This is a genomic window from Corynebacterium testudinoris, assembly GCF_001021045.1.
GTDB lineage: Bacteria > Actinomycetota > Actinomycetes > Mycobacteriales > Mycobacteriaceae > Corynebacterium > Corynebacterium testudinoris.
This window is the reverse complement of the sequence record NZ_CP011545.1, coordinates 1666155-1682309: the sequence shown is the minus strand read 5'-3', so window position 1 is coordinate 1682309 and position 16155 is coordinate 1666155. Positions and strand designations below refer to the sequence as shown.

The 16155-nt window shown below is 64.4% G+C and carries 14 protein-coding genes and 1 pseudogene; 10 read left to right on the top strand and 5 right to left on the bottom strand.

The window, feature by feature from the left end; genetic code table 11:
• Positions 1 to 9 precede the first annotated feature (9 nt).
• From CTEST_RS08065 to CTEST_RS08055, 3 genes are read left to right on the top strand one after another with little or no spacing between them, the layout of a single operon-like run.
• Complete coding sequence (locus CTEST_RS08065; protein ID WP_052844334.1) at positions 10 to 864, top strand: ABC transporter ATP-binding protein; 855 nt, start codon at positions 10 to 12, stop codon at positions 862 to 864.
• The gene (locus CTEST_RS08060; RefSeq protein ID WP_052844333.1) at positions 861 to 1586 is read left to right on the top strand and encodes an ABC transporter permease; all 726 of its coding nucleotides are present in this window, start codon (positions 861 to 863) and stop codon (positions 1584 to 1586) included. Before CTEST_RS08065 ends, CTEST_RS08060 begins: the two co-directional genes overlap by 4 nt.
• Before the next feature lies 1 nt (position 1587).
• On the top strand, positions 1588 to 2325 hold the full coding sequence (locus CTEST_RS08055) for an ABC transporter permease (RefSeq protein ID WP_047253308.1): 738 nt from the start codon (positions 1588 to 1590) through the stop codon (positions 2323 to 2325).
• Between the two features lie 53 nt (positions 2326 to 2378).
• Here CTEST_RS08055 and CTEST_RS13090 read toward each other — a convergent pair whose 3' ends face one another.
• On the bottom strand, positions 2379 to 2945 hold the full coding sequence (locus tag CTEST_RS13090) for a TetR/AcrR family transcriptional regulator (protein ID WP_083985506.1): 567 nt from the start codon (positions 2943 to 2945) through the stop codon (positions 2379 to 2381).
• Positions 2946 to 2981: 36 nt separating this feature from the next.
• Here CTEST_RS13090 and CTEST_RS08045 point away from each other — a divergent pair, with 36 nt between their 5' ends.
• Together CTEST_RS08045 and CTEST_RS08040 are read left to right on the top strand one after the other, a co-directional pair.
• Positions 2982 to 3962, top strand: a complete 981-nt coding sequence (locus CTEST_RS08045) for an alpha/beta fold hydrolase (protein ID WP_047253307.1) — start codon at positions 2982 to 2984, stop codon at positions 3960 to 3962.
• An 86-nt stretch (positions 3963 to 4048) separates the two neighbouring features.
• A pseudogene (locus tag CTEST_RS08040) lies at positions 4049 to 4777 on the top strand (IS481 family transposase); the annotation flags it as partial.
• On the opposite strand, the gene CTEST_RS08035 reads toward CTEST_RS08040, so the two are convergent.
• Entirely contained in the window at positions 4774 to 5886 is a 1113-nt protein-coding gene (locus CTEST_RS08035; protein WP_047253306.1) for an ATP-binding protein, read from the bottom strand. The pseudogene CTEST_RS08040 and the gene CTEST_RS08035 overlap by 4 nt on opposite strands.
• Positions 5887 to 5941: 55 nt before the next feature.
• Entirely contained in the window at positions 5942 to 6676 is a 735-nt protein-coding gene (gene yaaA, locus CTEST_RS08030) for a peroxide stress protein YaaA (RefSeq protein WP_047253305.1), read from the bottom strand.
• A gap of 32 nt (positions 6677 to 6708) precedes the next feature.
• Between yaaA and CTEST_RS08025 the strand changes: the two genes are divergently transcribed.
• Entirely contained in the window at positions 6709 to 8466 is a 1758-nt protein-coding gene (locus tag CTEST_RS08025; RefSeq protein WP_047253304.1) for a proline--tRNA ligase, read from the top strand.
• Here CTEST_RS08025 and CTEST_RS08020 read toward each other — a convergent pair.
• Together CTEST_RS08020 and CTEST_RS08015 are read right to left on the bottom strand one after the other, a co-directional pair.
• The gene (locus CTEST_RS08020; RefSeq protein ID WP_047253303.1) at positions 8463 to 10385 is read right to left on the bottom strand and encodes an MMPL family transporter; all 1923 of its coding nucleotides are present in this window, start codon (positions 10383 to 10385) and stop codon (positions 8463 to 8465) included. The two genes, CTEST_RS08025 and CTEST_RS08020, sit on opposite strands and share 4 nt — an antisense overlap.
• Positions 10386 to 10417: 32 nt before the next feature.
• The gene (locus CTEST_RS08015) at positions 10418 to 11161 is read right to left on the bottom strand and encodes a hypothetical protein (protein ID WP_144413251.1); all 744 of its coding nucleotides are present in this window, start codon (positions 11159 to 11161) and stop codon (positions 10418 to 10420) included.
• Positions 11162 to 11198: 37 nt separating this feature from the next.
• Between CTEST_RS08015 and rimP the strand changes: the two genes are divergently transcribed.
• The 4 genes from rimP (at position 11199) to infB (ending at position 16154) form a co-directional block, all read left to right on the top strand.
• Positions 11199 to 11741, top strand: a complete 543-nt coding sequence (gene rimP / locus CTEST_RS08010; protein ID WP_047253301.1) for a ribosome maturation factor RimP — start codon at positions 11199 to 11201, stop codon at positions 11739 to 11741.
• Positions 11738 to 12736, top strand: coding sequence for a transcription termination factor NusA (nusA, locus tag CTEST_RS08005; RefSeq protein WP_047253300.1), 999 nt, complete (start codon positions 11738 to 11740; stop codon positions 12734 to 12736). The genes rimP and nusA overlap by 4 nt, the downstream gene beginning before the upstream one ends.
• A gap of 125 nt (positions 12737 to 12861) precedes the next feature.
• Complete coding sequence (locus tag CTEST_RS08000; protein ID WP_047253299.1) at positions 12862 to 13185, top strand: YlxR family protein; 324 nt, start codon at positions 12862 to 12864, stop codon at positions 13183 to 13185.
• A gap of 107 nt (positions 13186 to 13292) precedes the next feature.
• Entirely contained in the window at positions 13293 to 16154 is a 2862-nt protein-coding gene (gene infB / locus CTEST_RS07995; protein ID WP_047253298.1) for a translation initiation factor IF-2, read from the top strand.
• The last annotated feature ends 1 nt before the right edge of the window (position 16155 follow it).

Sequence of the window (16155 nt, the reverse complement as noted above, 5' to 3'; positions counted from 1 at the left end):
ATTGAGGGCATGAGAGACACTGCCATCGTGACGCAAGGATTGACCAAAACCTACGGGAGGGTGGGCGTCGTCAAGCATCTTGACCTCTGCGTGCCCACCGGATCGATTTATGGATTCCTCGGGCCGAACGGCTCGGGGAAAACGACGACCATGAAGATGATCCTCGGGTTGACCCGGCCGACGGCGGGGCAGGTGACGGTTATGGGCATGGAGATGAATGATGTCAATCGGGGAAAGATCCTGCCGCACGTGGGCTCGCTCATTGAGAACCCGGCTGGGTATGGGCATCTGACGGGCCAGGAAAACCTGGATATCCAGCGTCATCTGCTCGGCCTCGACGAGAAAGCGTGCGCGCGTGCGCTGGAGTTGGTTGGCCTGACTCGCCACCGGGACAAGGTGGTGCGCGGCTACTCCCTGGGCATGAAACAACGCTTGGGGATCGCGCTAGCGCTTGCCCGGCAGCCACAACTGCTCGTGCTTGATGAGCCGATCAACGGATTGGATCCGGCTGGGATCGAGGAGATCCGGCACCTCATTGTGAAGCTCGCGGCTGAGGGCGTGACCATCATGATTTCCTCGCACATCCTCGATGAAATCGAACGCATCGCCACCCGCATCGGCATCATCGCGCAAGGCACCCTCCTCTTCGAAGGATCACGCGAAGAACTCATGCGCCACAGCATCCCCGACACCGTCTTTGTCACCTCCCGCGGCACGACGACGGTTCCCGGTCTCACCGCCGAGGCGGTGGCCCGCCGCGTCACAGAGCTTGTCGACGCCCGTGAGGACATCTTCGAGGTCAGGCGCGAGGTCCAGCGGTTGGAAGACGTCTTCATGAACCTCACCAAGGGGGCACAGCTATGACCGTGGTGCGGGTGGAGTTGCAGAAAATGCGGCGGCTCAAGGTCGGCTGGCTCCTGGCACTCATGGTGCTCATCGTCGTCGGCTGGACCCAGGCAGCATCGGCGGCCTCCGCTCAGGAAGCAGATTCGGCGACCATTCTCCTGGGGTTGGGGATGATCGCCAGCCTCGTGGGCCCGCTGTTCATGGCGATCATCGCCAGCCGCGTCGTCGATATGGAGCACACTGCTGCGGGGTGGACCATGTATGGCACGATCGGCACCGGATTCAGCCGCCTGCTCCTGGCCAAGATGGCCGCTCTCGCCCCACTCGTGGCCGTGGCTGTCGTGGTCGAAGTGGCTTTCGTCGCTCTGTTGGTTCCGGGCGGTATTGGCGCGCCGGGCTATTGGCTTATGTACCTCGCGGGCTTGATCTTGGTCAATGGTGTCTTCCTGGCTGGTCACGTGGTGCTGGCCGCCGTGACCGACAACCAGCTGATCAGTATCGGAGCAGGCGCGCTCGGCTCTTTCATCGCCTTGTTCTGCCTATTCCTACCGGTGTGGATGGCCAGGCTTGTGCCGTGGGGCTACTACGCCATGATCATCCCGGCCACTATCTCGGAAGGCGACGAGGCCGGGATCCACTACGTCATGCCCGATTGGCTGACAATTCTCGGTGCCGCCGCCCTGTCGCTCGTGGTGCTCACTGTCGTCCTGTGGCGCCTGAATTCCACTAAGGAGAACTGACATGAAACATGCTCTTGCTGCCGAGCTGCTGAAGCTCAAGCGCTCCTCGACCTGGCTGGTCGCTGTCATCCTGCCGGTGCTCGCGGTCCTCACCGGCTCGATGAACTATCACAGCAACACAGAAGTATTGACCTCCGGTTGGCAATCCCTCGCCTCCCAGGTGGTGTTGTTCTACGGTCTCTTCTTCTATTCCGTGGGGGTGTCCTTGCTGGTGGCGGTGGCCTGGCGAGCGGAAACGACCTCCTGGAACCTCACAGCGACGTCGGTAAGCATGCGTCGGCTGCTGGTGGCCAAGACCCTGGCCGTTGTGCCACTACTGGCGACGATGCAGGCGATCATGTTCGCGGGCATCGTGGCCGCCGGGTTGCTCCTCCAGGTGCCGGGGACTGTTTCACCTTCGTTGGCGGTAGTGGCGGTGCTTGGTGTCTTGTGCGCGATTCCCCTAGTGGTGTTGCAGTCGGTCATCTCAGCCCTCATCCCCAGTTTCGCCGCCTCCGCCGCGCTCGGGTTTGTGGGCGTGTTCATTGCACTGGGGATTAGTTCGAGTCAGTCGGTATCCGCGTTGGCGTGGGTCGTCCCACAGGCGTTGATTACCCGGGCCGTGTCACTCGGTTCCACCGCGATCTCCACTGCCGGCGGACTAAGTGATGTGGTGCCGTTGACTGGTGCCGCCATTGCCGTGACGGTTGTTCTCACCCTTGTGGGGTCGTGGCTCATGCAGCGCCGCTTGTTCCGCTAGTTGTACTGACCGGAGACGTTGATCGAGGTGTGCTTCCTTGTGACACCCTGCTTCTATCCGTCCTGCGGCAGGCCACGTTCCTGCAGTGCCGATGCAATGATTTGGCGAGCTTTGTCGGCATCGAGTGCTCCGAGGAAGACTGCCTGAACGGCGCCGTCGGCAAGAAGGGCGAGTTCGCACGCGACGTCAGCAGGCTTCGACAGCTCGGGGAGCTGGGCGGAAAGGCACCGTTCGACCTGGCTGATGAGCGCGACCTTGGTCTCGGCGAGCATGTTCGCAATCCAGGGGTCAGCGACGCTGGCCGCGATGTAGGAGTAGTAGATGCTGGTGCCGGGGCGGGATGTGCCTGCCGGGCCAAGCCCATGTAGCAGCAGCGCCTGGAGGGTCTTGGGGTCACTCGCGTCTCCGGTCGCAGCCGGTGTTGCCTCCGCAGCTGCTTCGATCAGTTCGGCCGCGCTGGCACGGATGAGTTCTTGCTTGGACGCGAAATAGTGCTGCACGCGCCCCGCTGATACCCCCGCCGCGCCCGCGACCGACCGGAAGCTAACAGCCCCCAGCCCACTCTCGGCGATGACACGCCACACACCCCGAACGATCTGCTGTCTCTTGTCGTCATTCACCCCCTAATCGTACCGATACGCGTGTATCGTTTAAGTATGCGATACAAACGTATTGGACGAATGGTCTATCGGGCAGCTTTCGCGGTAGTACTTGTACTGGCCGCGTGGAAGGTCCTTGACGTAGCCACAACCGGACCCGGCGTGGGCCACTGGCGCGACGCCGGGGCGAAGCAGAGTTACACTCGCGCCTACGCGGACGTCATGGCCGGGCTGGCCAAGCCCACACAGACCAGCGACATTGCGACCTCGTTCGGGACCGTGCGGGTCCTCGGCTGGAGCGGGAGCCAAGATGACGTGCCGGTGCTGCTGCTGCCGGGGCACAGTAGCGGGGCGCCGATGTGGGCAGAGAACCTGCCCGACTGGATCGGCAAGCGCACGGTGTACGCGCTCGACCCGCTCGGCGATGCCGGATTCTCCCTGCAGGACACGCCGATGGCCAGCCCTCAGGAGCAGTCCCGCGTCATCTCCGAAGTCATCAATGGTCTGGGGTTGGGCAAAGTGCACGTCGTGGGGCACAGCTTCGGCGGCGCGGTCGCTGCCCAGTTCGCAGTTGACCATCCCGACCAGGTGGCGAGCCTAGCCCTGCTTGAGCCGGTCTTTGTGTTGAAGGGCGTGCCAGCCTCGGTGTACGCCTGGTCAGCCGTCCTAACACTACCCACCCCGCAAGCCTGGAAAGACCACGCGCTGGCGGCAATAGGGGGAACAAGCGTCGAGGACGTCCGCAAGCGAACCCCGATGTCAGCCATGATCGACGCTGCCAGCACGGGCTACTCCACCGCGCTGCCCACCCCGAAAACACTGACCGATGAGCAGTGGCAGTCGCTTCACATGCCGATCCGTCTCGATATCGGTGGCGAATCCAACCTCGCCGGCGGCCAGGAGGCCGCAGACCGGCTCAAATCCTTGCAGCCAAGCGCGGCTATCACCGTCTGGCCCGGCGGCACCCACTCCCTCCCCATGGACCGTCACGCCAACCTTGACCCTGACCTACTCCGCTTCTGGAACAGCGTGCACTGAACTCCCGCACACGCTCGATCGCAATCCTCGGGGCTGGCAGCATTCAAGTGATCAGCAGTGGACCCCAACCACACGACCCGGCGGGCGACCACGGGTGGCCGATCAGTGAGGTCGCCGCCCGAGTCCAGGTCTCCTGGCTCACCGTGAAGCGGTGGGTCGACCGCTACCTCGTAGGCGAAGCGATGCGTCAGCTTGAGAATGCGAGTGCGGGAAGGGCCGGTTCAGCACGCGACCCGACTCGGCATCGCCCCGTCAACGATCCACCGTGTCCCCACGACGGCACGCCGGAACCGGCTGTTGTACCTGGATCGGGCGACGGGTGAGGAGGTTTGCAGATATGAGTATCCCCGACGGTGGCGGCTGGCGTTTTGTCGGCCGCCGCGAAGGGAAGAAGAACCGCACAGCTACCCCAGCAAGCCGAAAAGCAGGTGGCACAACCCCTACTCCTGCGTGGCGTACGCCGAGATCCACGGTGACGAGACCGCCATCATCGCCGTCACCGTTCTGCACCGTGCAGTCGAGTGGTTCGGTGAGCGTGGCGTCTCCGTCGAGCTGGTTCTGACGGAAAACGGTGGGGGCGTACCGGTCCTATCCGTGGCGGGACACGTCCAGGGCCCTGTCGATTGCGCCGAAGCGGACCCGCCCGTACCACCGGGAAAGTCAAGCGCTTTCAGTGGGTGATGGCAGACGGGTGGGCCTACGCAAGCTACTACCGCAGCGAGCAGGAACGTCGCGACGCACTCAAGGACTGGCTGCATCACTACAACCAGCCACCGGTCTCACGATTGGCCAACGTGCCCGGTCAGTACAGTTAGTTCACCCGCACCGAGCGCGGGTGCGCCTGGAGATAGTCCGCGAAGTAGGGGAGGGTGAACGTCACTTTCCCCCAGGTGGGGGCCTCGATGAGCCCGCGTTCGAGTAGTTTGGCCCGCGTATCGGTGGCTTCGTTGGGTTTCTTGCCGACGGCCGCGGCCACCTCCGTCGAGGCGACATCCGCCTGTCCATCAATGAGGGAGGCCATCGCCCGGAGGTAGGCCACTTGAGCGGGAGGCACACCCATGAGCGAGGGGGCGTGCACCTGGGTTCCCATGGTGGCGATGGCATCGGCGTCGATTGTGCTCACGTCGGCGGCGGTGATCGTCCCGTCGGAGCTATTCCACGCGAGGTAACCCACGAGCTGCACCAGGTAGGGATAGCCCTGGGCGAGCTGCACGGCGGCGTCAACCCCGGCGTTGTCGAAGGGTCGGCCGGAGCCCTCGGCGGTAGCGAGGAGGGTGGCGCGGGCATCGTCGTCGGTGAGCGGGCCGAGCTCAAACCGGCGGGCCCGGCGCAGGAACGTAGTGCCCGGTAGATCGAGGAGCCGGTTGACCCCGTGGGTGAGGCCTGCCATAGCGAGTGAGACCTCGAGATTGTCGCGGATGAGATCTTGGTAGGCCACGGCTAGGTGGCTGAGGTTATCGGGATCGGCATCCTGGACCTCGTCGACGGTGATGAGGATGCCAGCGCCGCTGAGCAGCCCAAGCAGGTCGCGCAATCGGGAGGATAGCGTGGGAGTGGGATCGACGCCGGGGGTGAGTTCGGTGTCCACGCTGCCCAGGCCGGTGATGCTCACACCCGTGACTTTGCGGCCGGGTGGGGGAGCGAGCTCGCGGATTTTCATAGGGATGGTGGATTCGACGAGAGTGCGGACCATGTCGTGGCGGCCGGTGGCGCGCAGGACGATCCAGCCTTGTTGGGCGGCGATGTCCTCTAGCTCGGTGAGGAGGACCGTCTTGCCGATGCCGCGGGCGCCATCAATGATGAGGCTGCGGGTGGGGTCTCCGGGGTGGCCGTCGATGGCGCGGGCGAATTCATCGAGAATGACGCGGCGTCCGGCCCAGTAGTACGGGCTGGCGCCGAATGTTGGGCGGAAAGGGTTCTTCACAGCGACTCCTTGATAAATTGATAAATTCCACCCTAGCGGCACGCCGCGGCGAAGACTAGACCACGACGGTGAGCACCGTCGCCGAAGTGTGCTCCATCTCCATGCCAGCCGCCCGAACAATCGCCAGGATGTCGTCCACTGACTCCGGCTCCTCCGGCGCCAACGCCAACACCCGGGCCAGCTCGCCCTTGTAGTGCTTATTAAAGTGGCTGACCACCTTCCGCGAACCATCCGGCTGAGTCGATACCACCCGCACCGTCACCGCACCGGGAACTCGACCCAATTGCTGGTAAGCGCCTGACCTCAAGTCCACAAGCAAGTTTTCCGACGCGAGAGCCTCGGTGATCGCGGTGCCCCAGCGGGCTTTCATGGTGACGTCCCTGCCATTGGGGCCGGCCAACTTCGTGCCCGCCGACAAGCGATAATGCGGGATGAGATCACCTGCCCGGACGACCCCGAACAGTGCCGAGCCGACGGCGAGGCGCTGCCACGCGGAGGGTGGCAGGGACGGGGCATCGAGGGCGTCGAAAAGCACTCCGGTGTAGCGCTGCAGTGCCGGCATGGTGGGGGACGTGCGCAACGACCGGTTGGATTCGGCTTCCGGCCGAAGCTTCTCCGAGATGCCGAGCACGCGCATGGCTGTGTCAAGGTCACTGCACAGGTCTTCGAGGCGGGCGATGAGTTCGGGCCGTTGTGAATTCAAGCTCGGAAACGACAGAGAATCCAGGTTCAAAGGCGGATGGGACCCACCGTGAGCTTTGGTTTCCGAAGGGGGCAGCACAATCAGCATGACGATCAGGCTACCGGGTAGAGTTACCGTTCATGATCACACGCCTGTCCTCGCTGTTCCTGCGCACCCTGCGCGAAGATCCTTCCGACGCCGAGGTACCCAGCCACAAACTCCTCGTCCGGGCCGGATACGTTCGCCGCGCCGCCCCCGGCGTTTACTCCTGGCTGCCGCTGGGCCTGCGCACTCTGCGCAAGATCGAGAACGTCGTCCGCGAGGAAATGGACAATATTGGGGGCCAGGAGTTGCTGTTCCCCGCGCTCCTGCCGCGTGATCCTTATGAGAAGACGGGTCGGTGGACCGAGTATGGCCCCGCGCTGTTCCGCCTGCAGGATCGCAAGGGCAATGACATGCTCCTCGGCCCGACGCACGAGGAAATGTTCGCCACCGCGGTGAAGGATCTGTACAGCTCTTATAAGGATTTCCCCGTCACGCTGTACCAAATCCAAACCAAGTACCGCGATGAGGAACGTCCCCGCGCGGGCATTCTCCGCGGGCGCGAATTCATCATGAAGGATTCCTACTCCTTCGATATGACCGACTCCGGATTGGAGCAGTCCTACCAGGTGCATCGTGGTGCTTACCAGGCAATTTTTAACCGCCTGGGCATTGAGTACGCCATCTGCGAAGCAACCTCGGGTGCCATGGGCGGATCGGCCTCGGAGGAGTTCTTAGCGCTCAGCCCCAACGGCGAGGACACGTTCGTGCGCGCCACCGAGGGCGATTACGCCGCCAACGTGGAGGCCGTGGTGACCCAGCCGGGGATCGAGCGGCCCATTGAAGGCCTGGCTGAGGCAGTCGAACATGAGACCCCGGATTCGGAGACCATCGCCACCCTCGTGGACTGGGCTAACAGCATCGGCGTGGAGATTGAGGGCCGCCCGGTCACGGCCGCTGACACCCTCAAATGCCTGGTGGTGACCATCCTGGAGCCGGGCGCGGAGGAGCGCGAACTGCTCGGCGTCCTGGTCCCGGGCGATCGCGAAGTGGATATGAAGCGCCTCGAAGCCTCCCTGGAACCCGCGGAGGTGGCATTGGCCGAAGAAAAGGACTTCAAGCGCAATCCCTTCCTGGTCAAAGGCTACGTCGGGCCGCGCGGCCTCGCCGCCAACGGGGTCCGCGTGCTCGCCGATCCCCGCGTGGTCCATGGCACCGCCTGGATCACGGGCGCTGATGCGCCCAACCGCCACGTCGTTGGCCTCGTCGCCGGCCGCGATTTCGAGGTGGATGGCTTCATCGAGGCCGCCGAAATCCTCGAAGGTGATCCCGCCCCGAATGGTATGGGCACGCTGACCCTCGAGCGCGGCATTGAAATCGGCCACATTTTCCAGCTGGGCCGCAAGTACACCGAGGCGTTCGATGTGCAAATCCTCGACGAAAATGGCAAGCGCGCCATCCCGACCATGGGGTCCTACGGCATCGGCGTCTCCCGCCTCATGGCCGTGCTCGCCGAGCAGCGCCATGATGACAAGGGGCTGAACTGGCCCGTTGAAATTGCGCCGTACCAGGTCCATGTTGTTGTTGCGAACAAGGATTCCGCGGCCCTGGAGGCGGGCGATGCCATCGTCGCCGAACTCGACGCCGCTGGCCTCGAGGTGCTTTTCGACGACCGCCCCAAGGTCAGCCCCGGCGTCAAGTTCAAGGATGCCGAACTGCTGGGTATTCCCTTCGCCATCGTCCTCGGCCGTTCCTTCGCCGAGGGCATCGTCGAGGTGCGGGTCCGCGGTGGCGAGACCTTTGAGGTTCCCGCCACCGAGGCGGTTGCCCGCGTGGTGGAGCTGATTCGCGGCTAGCGGCTGGGCCACCAGAACTTGTCGCCCACCATCTGCACGATGGCGGGCAGCAAGATGGTGCGCACGATGAGGGTGTCCAGGAGGACGCCGATGAAGATGACGATGCCCACCTGAGCGAGTACCACCAGCGGCAGGACTCCCAAGGCCGCGAACACTGCGGCCAGGAGAATGCCGGCGGAGGTGATCACCCCACCGGTGGAGGACAGTGCCTTGAGCACTCCTTCCTTCGTGCCGTGGACCTTGGCCTCTTCCTGCGTGCGGGTGATGAGGAAGATGGAGTAATCAATGCCCAACGCCACGAGGAAGACGTAGGCGTAGAGGGGAGTGGCGCCGTCGAAACGCTCGAAGCCGAAGAGCCCGGTGGATACCCACCAACCCAGGCCCAGGGCCGCGATGTTGGTGAGCAACACCGACGCGGTCATGATGAGCGGGGCGAGGACCGAACGCAAGAGAACCATGAGCGCGACGAAAATGAGCGCCAGGATGAGCGGGAAGATGATCAGGCGATCGTCCGCCGCGGACTGCTCCTGGTCGTAGAGTTCAGCGTTTTGGCCGCCGACGAGGGTATCGGTGCCGGAGAGAATCTCGCGCAGCTCCGCGGTGTCCGGCCCGGACACCTGCAGGATGTCCCACCCGGCCACGGAGTCCTGCGGAGCCACGTTGGCGCCTGCGGACTCGAGCGCGGAGGTAGCCGCCGTCGCGTCGTGAGTAGCCACGATCGCCGGCGTGGCCTGCTGATCGGGGAATGCCTGCTCTAATTGTTCGGCCGCCGCAATGGACTCAGGCTTATCAATGAACTGATCCGACTGGGTCAAACCCGTTTGGATCTGCAGCGCACCCAGGCAGGCGATACCGAGCACGGCCAGCGCTCCCACCGCGACCGGCAGCGGCCGACGGCGCACCACACCACCGATCCGGTCCCAGAACTTGTGCTGGGTTTCCTCCCCGACCACCGGCGCTTTGGGCCAGAAAATCCACCGGTTGAACAGCACGAGGGCTCCGGGAAGAGCGAACATGGCAAAGAGCATGGCGATGGTCACGCCGATCATCGACGCCATTCCCAAGCCCCGGGTGGTGGGCACCGCGGACAGCAGCAGGCAGGCCACGCCGATAATGACGGTGGTGCCGGAGGCAAAGACCGTCTTCACGGTGGGCAGCCACGCCGCCGCCATGGCTTGGAAGCGATCGTCGGTCTTTGTCAGCTCATCCCGGTAGCGGGAGATGAGCAACAGCGCGTAGTTGGTGCCCGCGCCGAAAACGAGCACGGAGAGGATGCCGCCGGTGGATTCGTTCCAGCTGGCTCCCACGGCGTCGAGAATCCACGTGTAGGCGGTGGCCGCCACGCGGTCGGCGATGCCGATGACCAGGATCGGGATGAGCCACAGGATCGGGGAGCGGTAGGTGACGATGAGCAAGACGGCGACGATGATGCCGGTGACGGCCAGCAACATGACATTCGCGCCCTCGAACACCCCGGACAGGTCGGCGTCGATGGCAGCAGGCCCGGTGACCTGGGCACTGATGGAATCCGGCAGGCCCTCGGCGGCTGCCGCGCGCAGGTCGGTCACCGCGGCGACGTTGTCGAGCAAGCTGTCGGAGGAGACTTCCACCGGCACCAACGCGGCAGTGAGATCCTCATTGGGGATCAGGGGCCCGCCGAGCGCTTCCGCCTTCGGGGCGAGCTCCGCCAGATCGATGCGGGCGCCATCGGCGGCAGTGAAGACGACGATGGCCTCATTGCCGTTGTCGCCGGGACGTTCGGCGAGGATCTGGGCGACCTGCGTCGAATCGGCGTCGTCGGGAAGCATCGCCGTGGGGGAGGACGGTTGCTGTGCGGCCCCCAGGGCGATGACGCCCATTCCGAGGACGAGCAGGAGGAGGGTGAGCCAGCGGAAAGCGCGGGCAGTGGAAGAAGTCACCCTCGGGACTGTACCCGCGCACTACGGCGAACTTATGAATCCTGTACTGACAACCTCGTGCTGGCTGCGCCGCGAACTGCCCAGTCCCGCCACGCGTTCGTCTGAGCGTCCACAGCCGAGGCCATCCACTCGAGTTCGAGGTTGCGCTCGATGTCCTTGATCGACGGCAAGGACTCGCCATTGGCCAGCTCGTAGCCCGGCTCGGCGACGGGCACGACACTGTGGGGTGCCAGCAATTCTTGCAGGCGAAGGATCCTCAGCTGGTGGGCCTCGCGAAGCTTATCGACGTCCGCGGGGTCACCGAAGGCATTCGCCACCCCGATGGCGTATTCCGCGGCGTATTCCTGTTCGAGCATCTCCCGTACGAGGTCGACATCGGCCTTGATGTCCACGTCCACTGGAAACTCGTTCCCAGCCGGCTGCTCGATCGCCTGGTCAACGGCGAGCCCGACGAGGAGGGGGCGGGACTCGGCGGGGGCCTTCCCCGTTCCCTCAATGAGTACTGATAGGTCATCGCCGCCCGGTGCCTTCTCCGGCTCCGGTTCCCAGGCACAGGACTGCGGGGCCGATCCGTCGGCGTGGGTCCCGCAGAGACGGGCGATCTCAGCCTCTAGTGCTGCTAGTTCCTCCGTGCGGTGATCGGCGGCGGCGCGGTTGGCAATCTTCACCAACTCCGCATTGGGGGAGGGACCAAACGCCATCGCGATGTCATCGACGGTGCAGGAGGCGAGCAAGGGCACACTCATGACGAGGGCGAGAGTCAAGCGATGGTTCACATCCGACAACTTACCGCCTCGCGATAGGGTGTAGCTCATGGCATTCCCCGGTATTGATCAACTCCGCACTTTAATCACCCCGATTGCGCAGCGACACGGCCTCGACGTCGAGGACATCAAGGTCACGCGCGCCGGCAAGAAGTCGGTCGTGGGGATCCGTCTTGATGCCGACAACCACCCCGATCTCGACCTGTTGGAAGTGGTCTCGCAGGAAGTGTCGGTGCTTCTCGACGCCGCCGAGGACCGCGGCGAGATCAAGCTCGGCGCCGGTTACACGCTGGAGGTCTCGACGCCCGGTGTTGATACGCCGTTGACCGCACCGCGGCATTGGCGGCGCAACCGCCACCGCCTCGTCTCTCTCGAGGGTCAGACATGGCGCATTGGCGCGCTCAACGATGCCGAGGACGAAGTGGTTCTCGTCCGCACCGTGAAGAAGCAACCGGAGATGCGCGTGTGGCAATTGGATGAAACGGTGGCCGCGGTGGTAGAAATTGAATTCGCGAAAGCGCCGGAAGCCGAACTTGAGCTCACCGGTTTGGACAGTGAACAGGCCAACGCCTGGCGAGAGGATAACAAGTGAATATTGATCTGCGAGCACTCGAGGCCATCGAGAAGGACAAAGGCATTGCGGTCCAGGAATTGCTGCAGACCATCGGCGGAGCACTCATTCACGCCTACCGTGAATACCGCGGCGAGGACGAAAAGTCCCGCGCCCGCGTCGACATCGACACCGCCACCGGATCCGTCACCATCATCGTCAGCGAACTGGATGACAACGGTGACGTCGTTTCCGAGCACGACGACACCCCCGACAACTTTGCCCGATTGGGCGCACCTGCGGTGCGCGACGCGATCGTCGCAAAGCTGAGGGAGGCCGAAGCCGGACGAGTTTTTGACGAATACCAAGAGTTCGAAGGCCGCGTGGTCTCCGGAGTCGTTCAACGCGACGTCACCGCCAACTCCCGCGGCATCGTCATCGTCCAATTGGGCACCGACACCGACCCCCAGGACGGCATCCTCCTGCCCGCCGAACAGATCCCCGGCGAGAAGCTCGAGCACGGCGACCGCATCAAGGCCTACATCGTCGGCGTGAACAAGGGACCCCGCAACGTGCAGGTCAACCTGTCGCGCACCCACCCCGAGCTGGTCCGAGGCCTCTTCGAACTCGAAGTCCCCGAGGTTGCCGACGGCTCCGTCGAGATCATCAACATCGCCCGCGAAGCCGGACACCGCTCCAAGGTCGCCGTCTCCGGCACGGTCAAGGGCCTCAACGCCAAGGGTGCCTGCATCGGCCCGCGCGGCCAACGCGTGACCAACATCATGAACGAACTCGCCGGAGAAAAGATCGACATCATCGACTACTCCACGGACCCCGCCACCTACGTCGGGAATGCATTGGCCCCGTCGAAGGTTGTACGAGTCGAGGTCACCGATGAGGAGGCCCAAACGGCCAAGGTGACTGTTCCCGATTACCAACTGTCGCTGGCCATCGGCCGCGAAGGCCAAAACGCACGCCTCGCCGCCCGCCTCACGGGTTGGAAGATCGACATCCACTCCGACGCCGACATCGACTAACGGAGCCTCAAGGATCAAAGAGTTCAATTCCGGGAGAAAATGGCGTAAGCTACTCGTTGGCCTAAGTGCAGCCCTGAATGTCGACATCTGTCGACGGGGTACAGCCAGCGATGTGAAGGAGACGAATGACGGAGAACCGCGATCCCCGCGTGATCCGTATCCGTACCTGCATCGCTACCCGAGAGCGCAAGCCCGACACCGAATTGCTTCGCATCGTCCTCGATCCAGAGGATGAGAAACGGCGCCGGCTCGTGGCGGACCCCTCTCGTCGACTCCCCGGCCGGGGAGCCTGGATCACGCCCAGCGTGATCGCACTAGAGCTGGCGGAACAGCGTCGCGCTTTCGGGCGGGCGTTCCGGATGTCCACGGCCGTGGACACAGGTCACGTAAGTGCGTACCTCGCAGCAACCGCTGCCGGACCCGACATTGTAAGGAAGACCGAACACTGATGAGCACCCTGTAATGAAGCATCAGCGATGAACGTCACAGACATCATCTAGGGTTCGAGCTCACCCCCCGGGGCTTGCTCGTTCTCTAGAAAACCAAGAGGAGAGAAGTGCCCGGAAAGCTACGCGTACACGAGCTGGCAAAACAGCTCGGCGTAACCAGTAAGGAACTGCTTGCCACGCTCAAGGAGCAAGGCGAGTTCGTCAAAACCGCATCATCGACCATCGAACCCCCGGTGGTGAAGAAGATGCGCGCTCACTACGACAACAACAGTGGCGGCGCAGAAGCTGCCCCCAAGACATCGGCCGACGCCGCTCCCGCAGCCGCGCCGTCCGCACCCAAGCCGGGCACGAGCGGCCCCAAGCCCGGCGCCCCGAAGCCGGCTGCAGCTAAGCCTGCCGCTGCCAAGCCCGCAGCACCTGCCGCTAAGCCGGCTGCTCCGGAAGCACCGGCAGCCCAGGCTGCCCCCAAGCCGGCCACCAAGCCCGCTCAGCCGACCTTCAAGGAGGCCGGAACTCCGGCCGCCCAGAAGCCTGCCGCTCCCAAGCCTGCTTCCCCGAAGCCCGCGTCTCCGGCACCTGCCGAGGGCAGCGCTCCGAAGCCGGCCGCTCCGACCCCGGGTTCGGCCATGCCGCGCCCGATGCCGAAGCCGGGTGGCCGCCCCCGCGTGGCCAACAACCCGTTCTCGTCCGGCACCGACCGTCCCGCTCCCCGTCCGGGTGGCGGACGCAGCCAGGGCCCGGGCCAGGGTGGCCCCCGCCCCGGTGGCGGCGCCAAGGGCGGACAGCCCGGCGGCCGTGGCCAGCAAGGCGGCCGCGGTGGTCAGCAGGGCGCTGATCGCGCTGATCGTCCGGCACAGGGCGGCGGACGCCGTCCGAGCCCGGCCATGATGCCGAACCATCCGAGCCCCGGCCAGATGCCGCAGAAGTCTGCCGGCACCGGTGGCCGTGGCGGACGTGGTGGCGCTGGCGGCGGCCAGGGTGGCCAAGGTGGCGGTTTCCGTCCCGGTGGCGGCGGTGGCGGCGCAGGCCGTGGCGGTCGTCGCGGCGGTACCGCTGGTGCATTCGGCCGTCCGGGTGGCGCACCGCGTCGCGGACGTAAGTCGAAGCGTCAGAAGCGTTCCGAGTACGAGGCAATGCAGGCACCGAACGTCATTGGTGGCGTTCGTCTGCCCGACGGCAATGGTGCCACCGTGCGCCTGCGCCGCGGCGCCTCCCTGTCCGACTTCGCTGAGAAGATCAACGCCGATCCGGCCGCATTGGTCCAGGCATTGTTCAACCTCGGTGAGATGATCACCGCTACCGCGGCTGTGCCGGAGGAGACTCTGCAGCTGCTCGGCGCGGAGATCAACTACGTCGTGGACGTTGTCTCCCCCGAGGACGAGGACCGCGAGCTGCTCGAGTCCTTCGACCTGCAGTTCGGCGAGGATGACGGCGACGAGGACGATCTGGCCAAGCGCCCGCCGGTGGTCACCGTCATGGGTCACGTCGACCACGGTAAGACCCGCTTGCTCGACACCATCCGTAAGGCTGAGGTCGGCGCGGGCGAGGCCGGTGGCATCACCCAGGGCATCGGTGCGTACCAGATCAAGCGCGAGGTCGATGGCCGCGAACGTAAGATCACCTTCCTGGATACCCCGGGCCACGAGGCGTTTACCGCCATGCGTGCCCGTGGTGCCAAGTCCACGGATATTGCGATCCTCGTGGTCGCCGCCGACGACGGTGTCATGCCGCAGACGGTGGAGGCTATCAACCACGCGAAGGCCGCCGATGTGCCGATCGTGGTTGCCGTGAACAAGATCGATAAGCCGGAGGCTCAGCCGGACAAGATCCGCGGCCAGCTCACCGAGTACGGCCTCGTCGCCGAGGAGTACGGCGGAGAAACCATGTTCGTCGACATCTCCGCCAAGCAGGGCATCAACATTGATGAGCTGCTGGAGGCTGTCGTCCTCACCGCCGATGCTTCCCTGGATCTGCGGGCGAACCCGGACATGGACGCCCAGGGTGTGGCCATCGAAGCCCACCTTGACCGTGGTCGTGGCCCCGTGGCCACCGTCCTGGTTCAGCGCGGTACCCTCCGCGTCGGTGACTCCATCGTCGTCGGTGACACCTATGGTCGCGTGCGTCGCATGATCGACGAGATGGGTCACGATGTCGAAGAGGCGGGTCCGTCCCGTCCCGTCCAGATGCAGGGCCTCAATGGCGTCCCCGGCGCTGGCGACAACCTGCTCGTGGTTGAAGATGACCGTGTTGCCCGTCAGATCGCTGCTCAGCGTGACGCCCGTAAGCGTGCCGCCATGCAGGCCAAGACCCGCAAGCGCGTGTCCCTGGAGGATCTGGATGCTGTGCTCAAGGAGACCAGTGTTCTTAACCTCATCCTCAAGGGCGACAACGCTGGCTCCGTCGAGGCGCTGGAAGAGTCCTTGCTCAAGATCGAGATGGACGACGAGGTCGAGCTCAACATCATCGACCGCGGCGTCGGTGCGGTCACCCAGACCAACGTGTCGCTGGCTTCGGCCTCCGACGCGGTGATCATCGCCTTCAACGTTCGCGCTGAGGGCAAGGCGACTGAGGAAGCCAACGCTGAGGGCGTTGACATCCGCTACTACACCGTCATCTACCGCGCCATCGAAGAGGTGGAGGCTGCTCTCAAGGGCATGCTCAAGCCGATCTACGAGGAGCGCGAGGTCGGTACCGCCGAGATCCGTGCCATCTTCAAGGCTTCTTCCGTCGGCCTCATCGCAGGTTGCATGGTCGAAAGCGGGAAGGTGCGCCGTAACGCCACTGTCCGCATCACTCGTGATGGTGCAGTCGTGACCGATAGCGCCACGATCAACTCGCTGCGTCGTGAAAAGGACGACGTGACTGAGGTCGCGGCTGGTTACGAGTGCGGTATGGTCCTGTCCTACCCGAACATTGAGGTAGGGGACAAGATCACCGTCATCGAGCAGGTTGAGGTTCCGCGCGACTAAT

Excerpts from the sequence above, each read along its gene's own strand:
- CTEST_RS08065 (WP_052844334.1), top strand. The coding sequence starts at position 10 with ATGAGAGACACTGCCATCGTGACGCAAGGATTGACCAAAACCTACGGG.
- yaaA (WP_047253305.1), bottom strand. The coding sequence starts at position 6,676 with ATGCTGATTGTGCTGCCCCCTTCGGAAACCAAAGCTCACGGTGGGTCC.
- CTEST_RS08060 (WP_052844333.1), top strand. The coding sequence starts at position 861 with ATGACCGTGGTGCGGGTGGAGTTGCAGAAAATGCGGCGGCTCAAGGTC.
- rimP (WP_047253301.1), top strand. The coding sequence starts at position 11,199 with ATGGCATTCCCCGGTATTGATCAACTCCGCACTTTAATCACCCCGATT.
- CTEST_RS08000 (WP_047253299.1), top strand. The coding sequence starts at position 12,862 with ATGACGGAGAACCGCGATCCCCGCGTGATCCGTATCCGTACCTGCATC.
- CTEST_RS08025 (WP_047253304.1), top strand. The coding sequence starts at position 6,709 with ATGATCACACGCCTGTCCTCGCTGTTCCTGCGCACCCTGCGCGAAGAT.
- CTEST_RS08045 (WP_047253307.1), top strand. The coding sequence starts at position 2,982 with ATGCGATACAAACGTATTGGACGAATGGTCTATCGGGCAGCTTTCGCG.
- CTEST_RS08055 (WP_047253308.1), top strand. The coding sequence starts at position 1,588 with ATGAAACATGCTCTTGCTGCCGAGCTGCTGAAGCTCAAGCGCTCCTCG.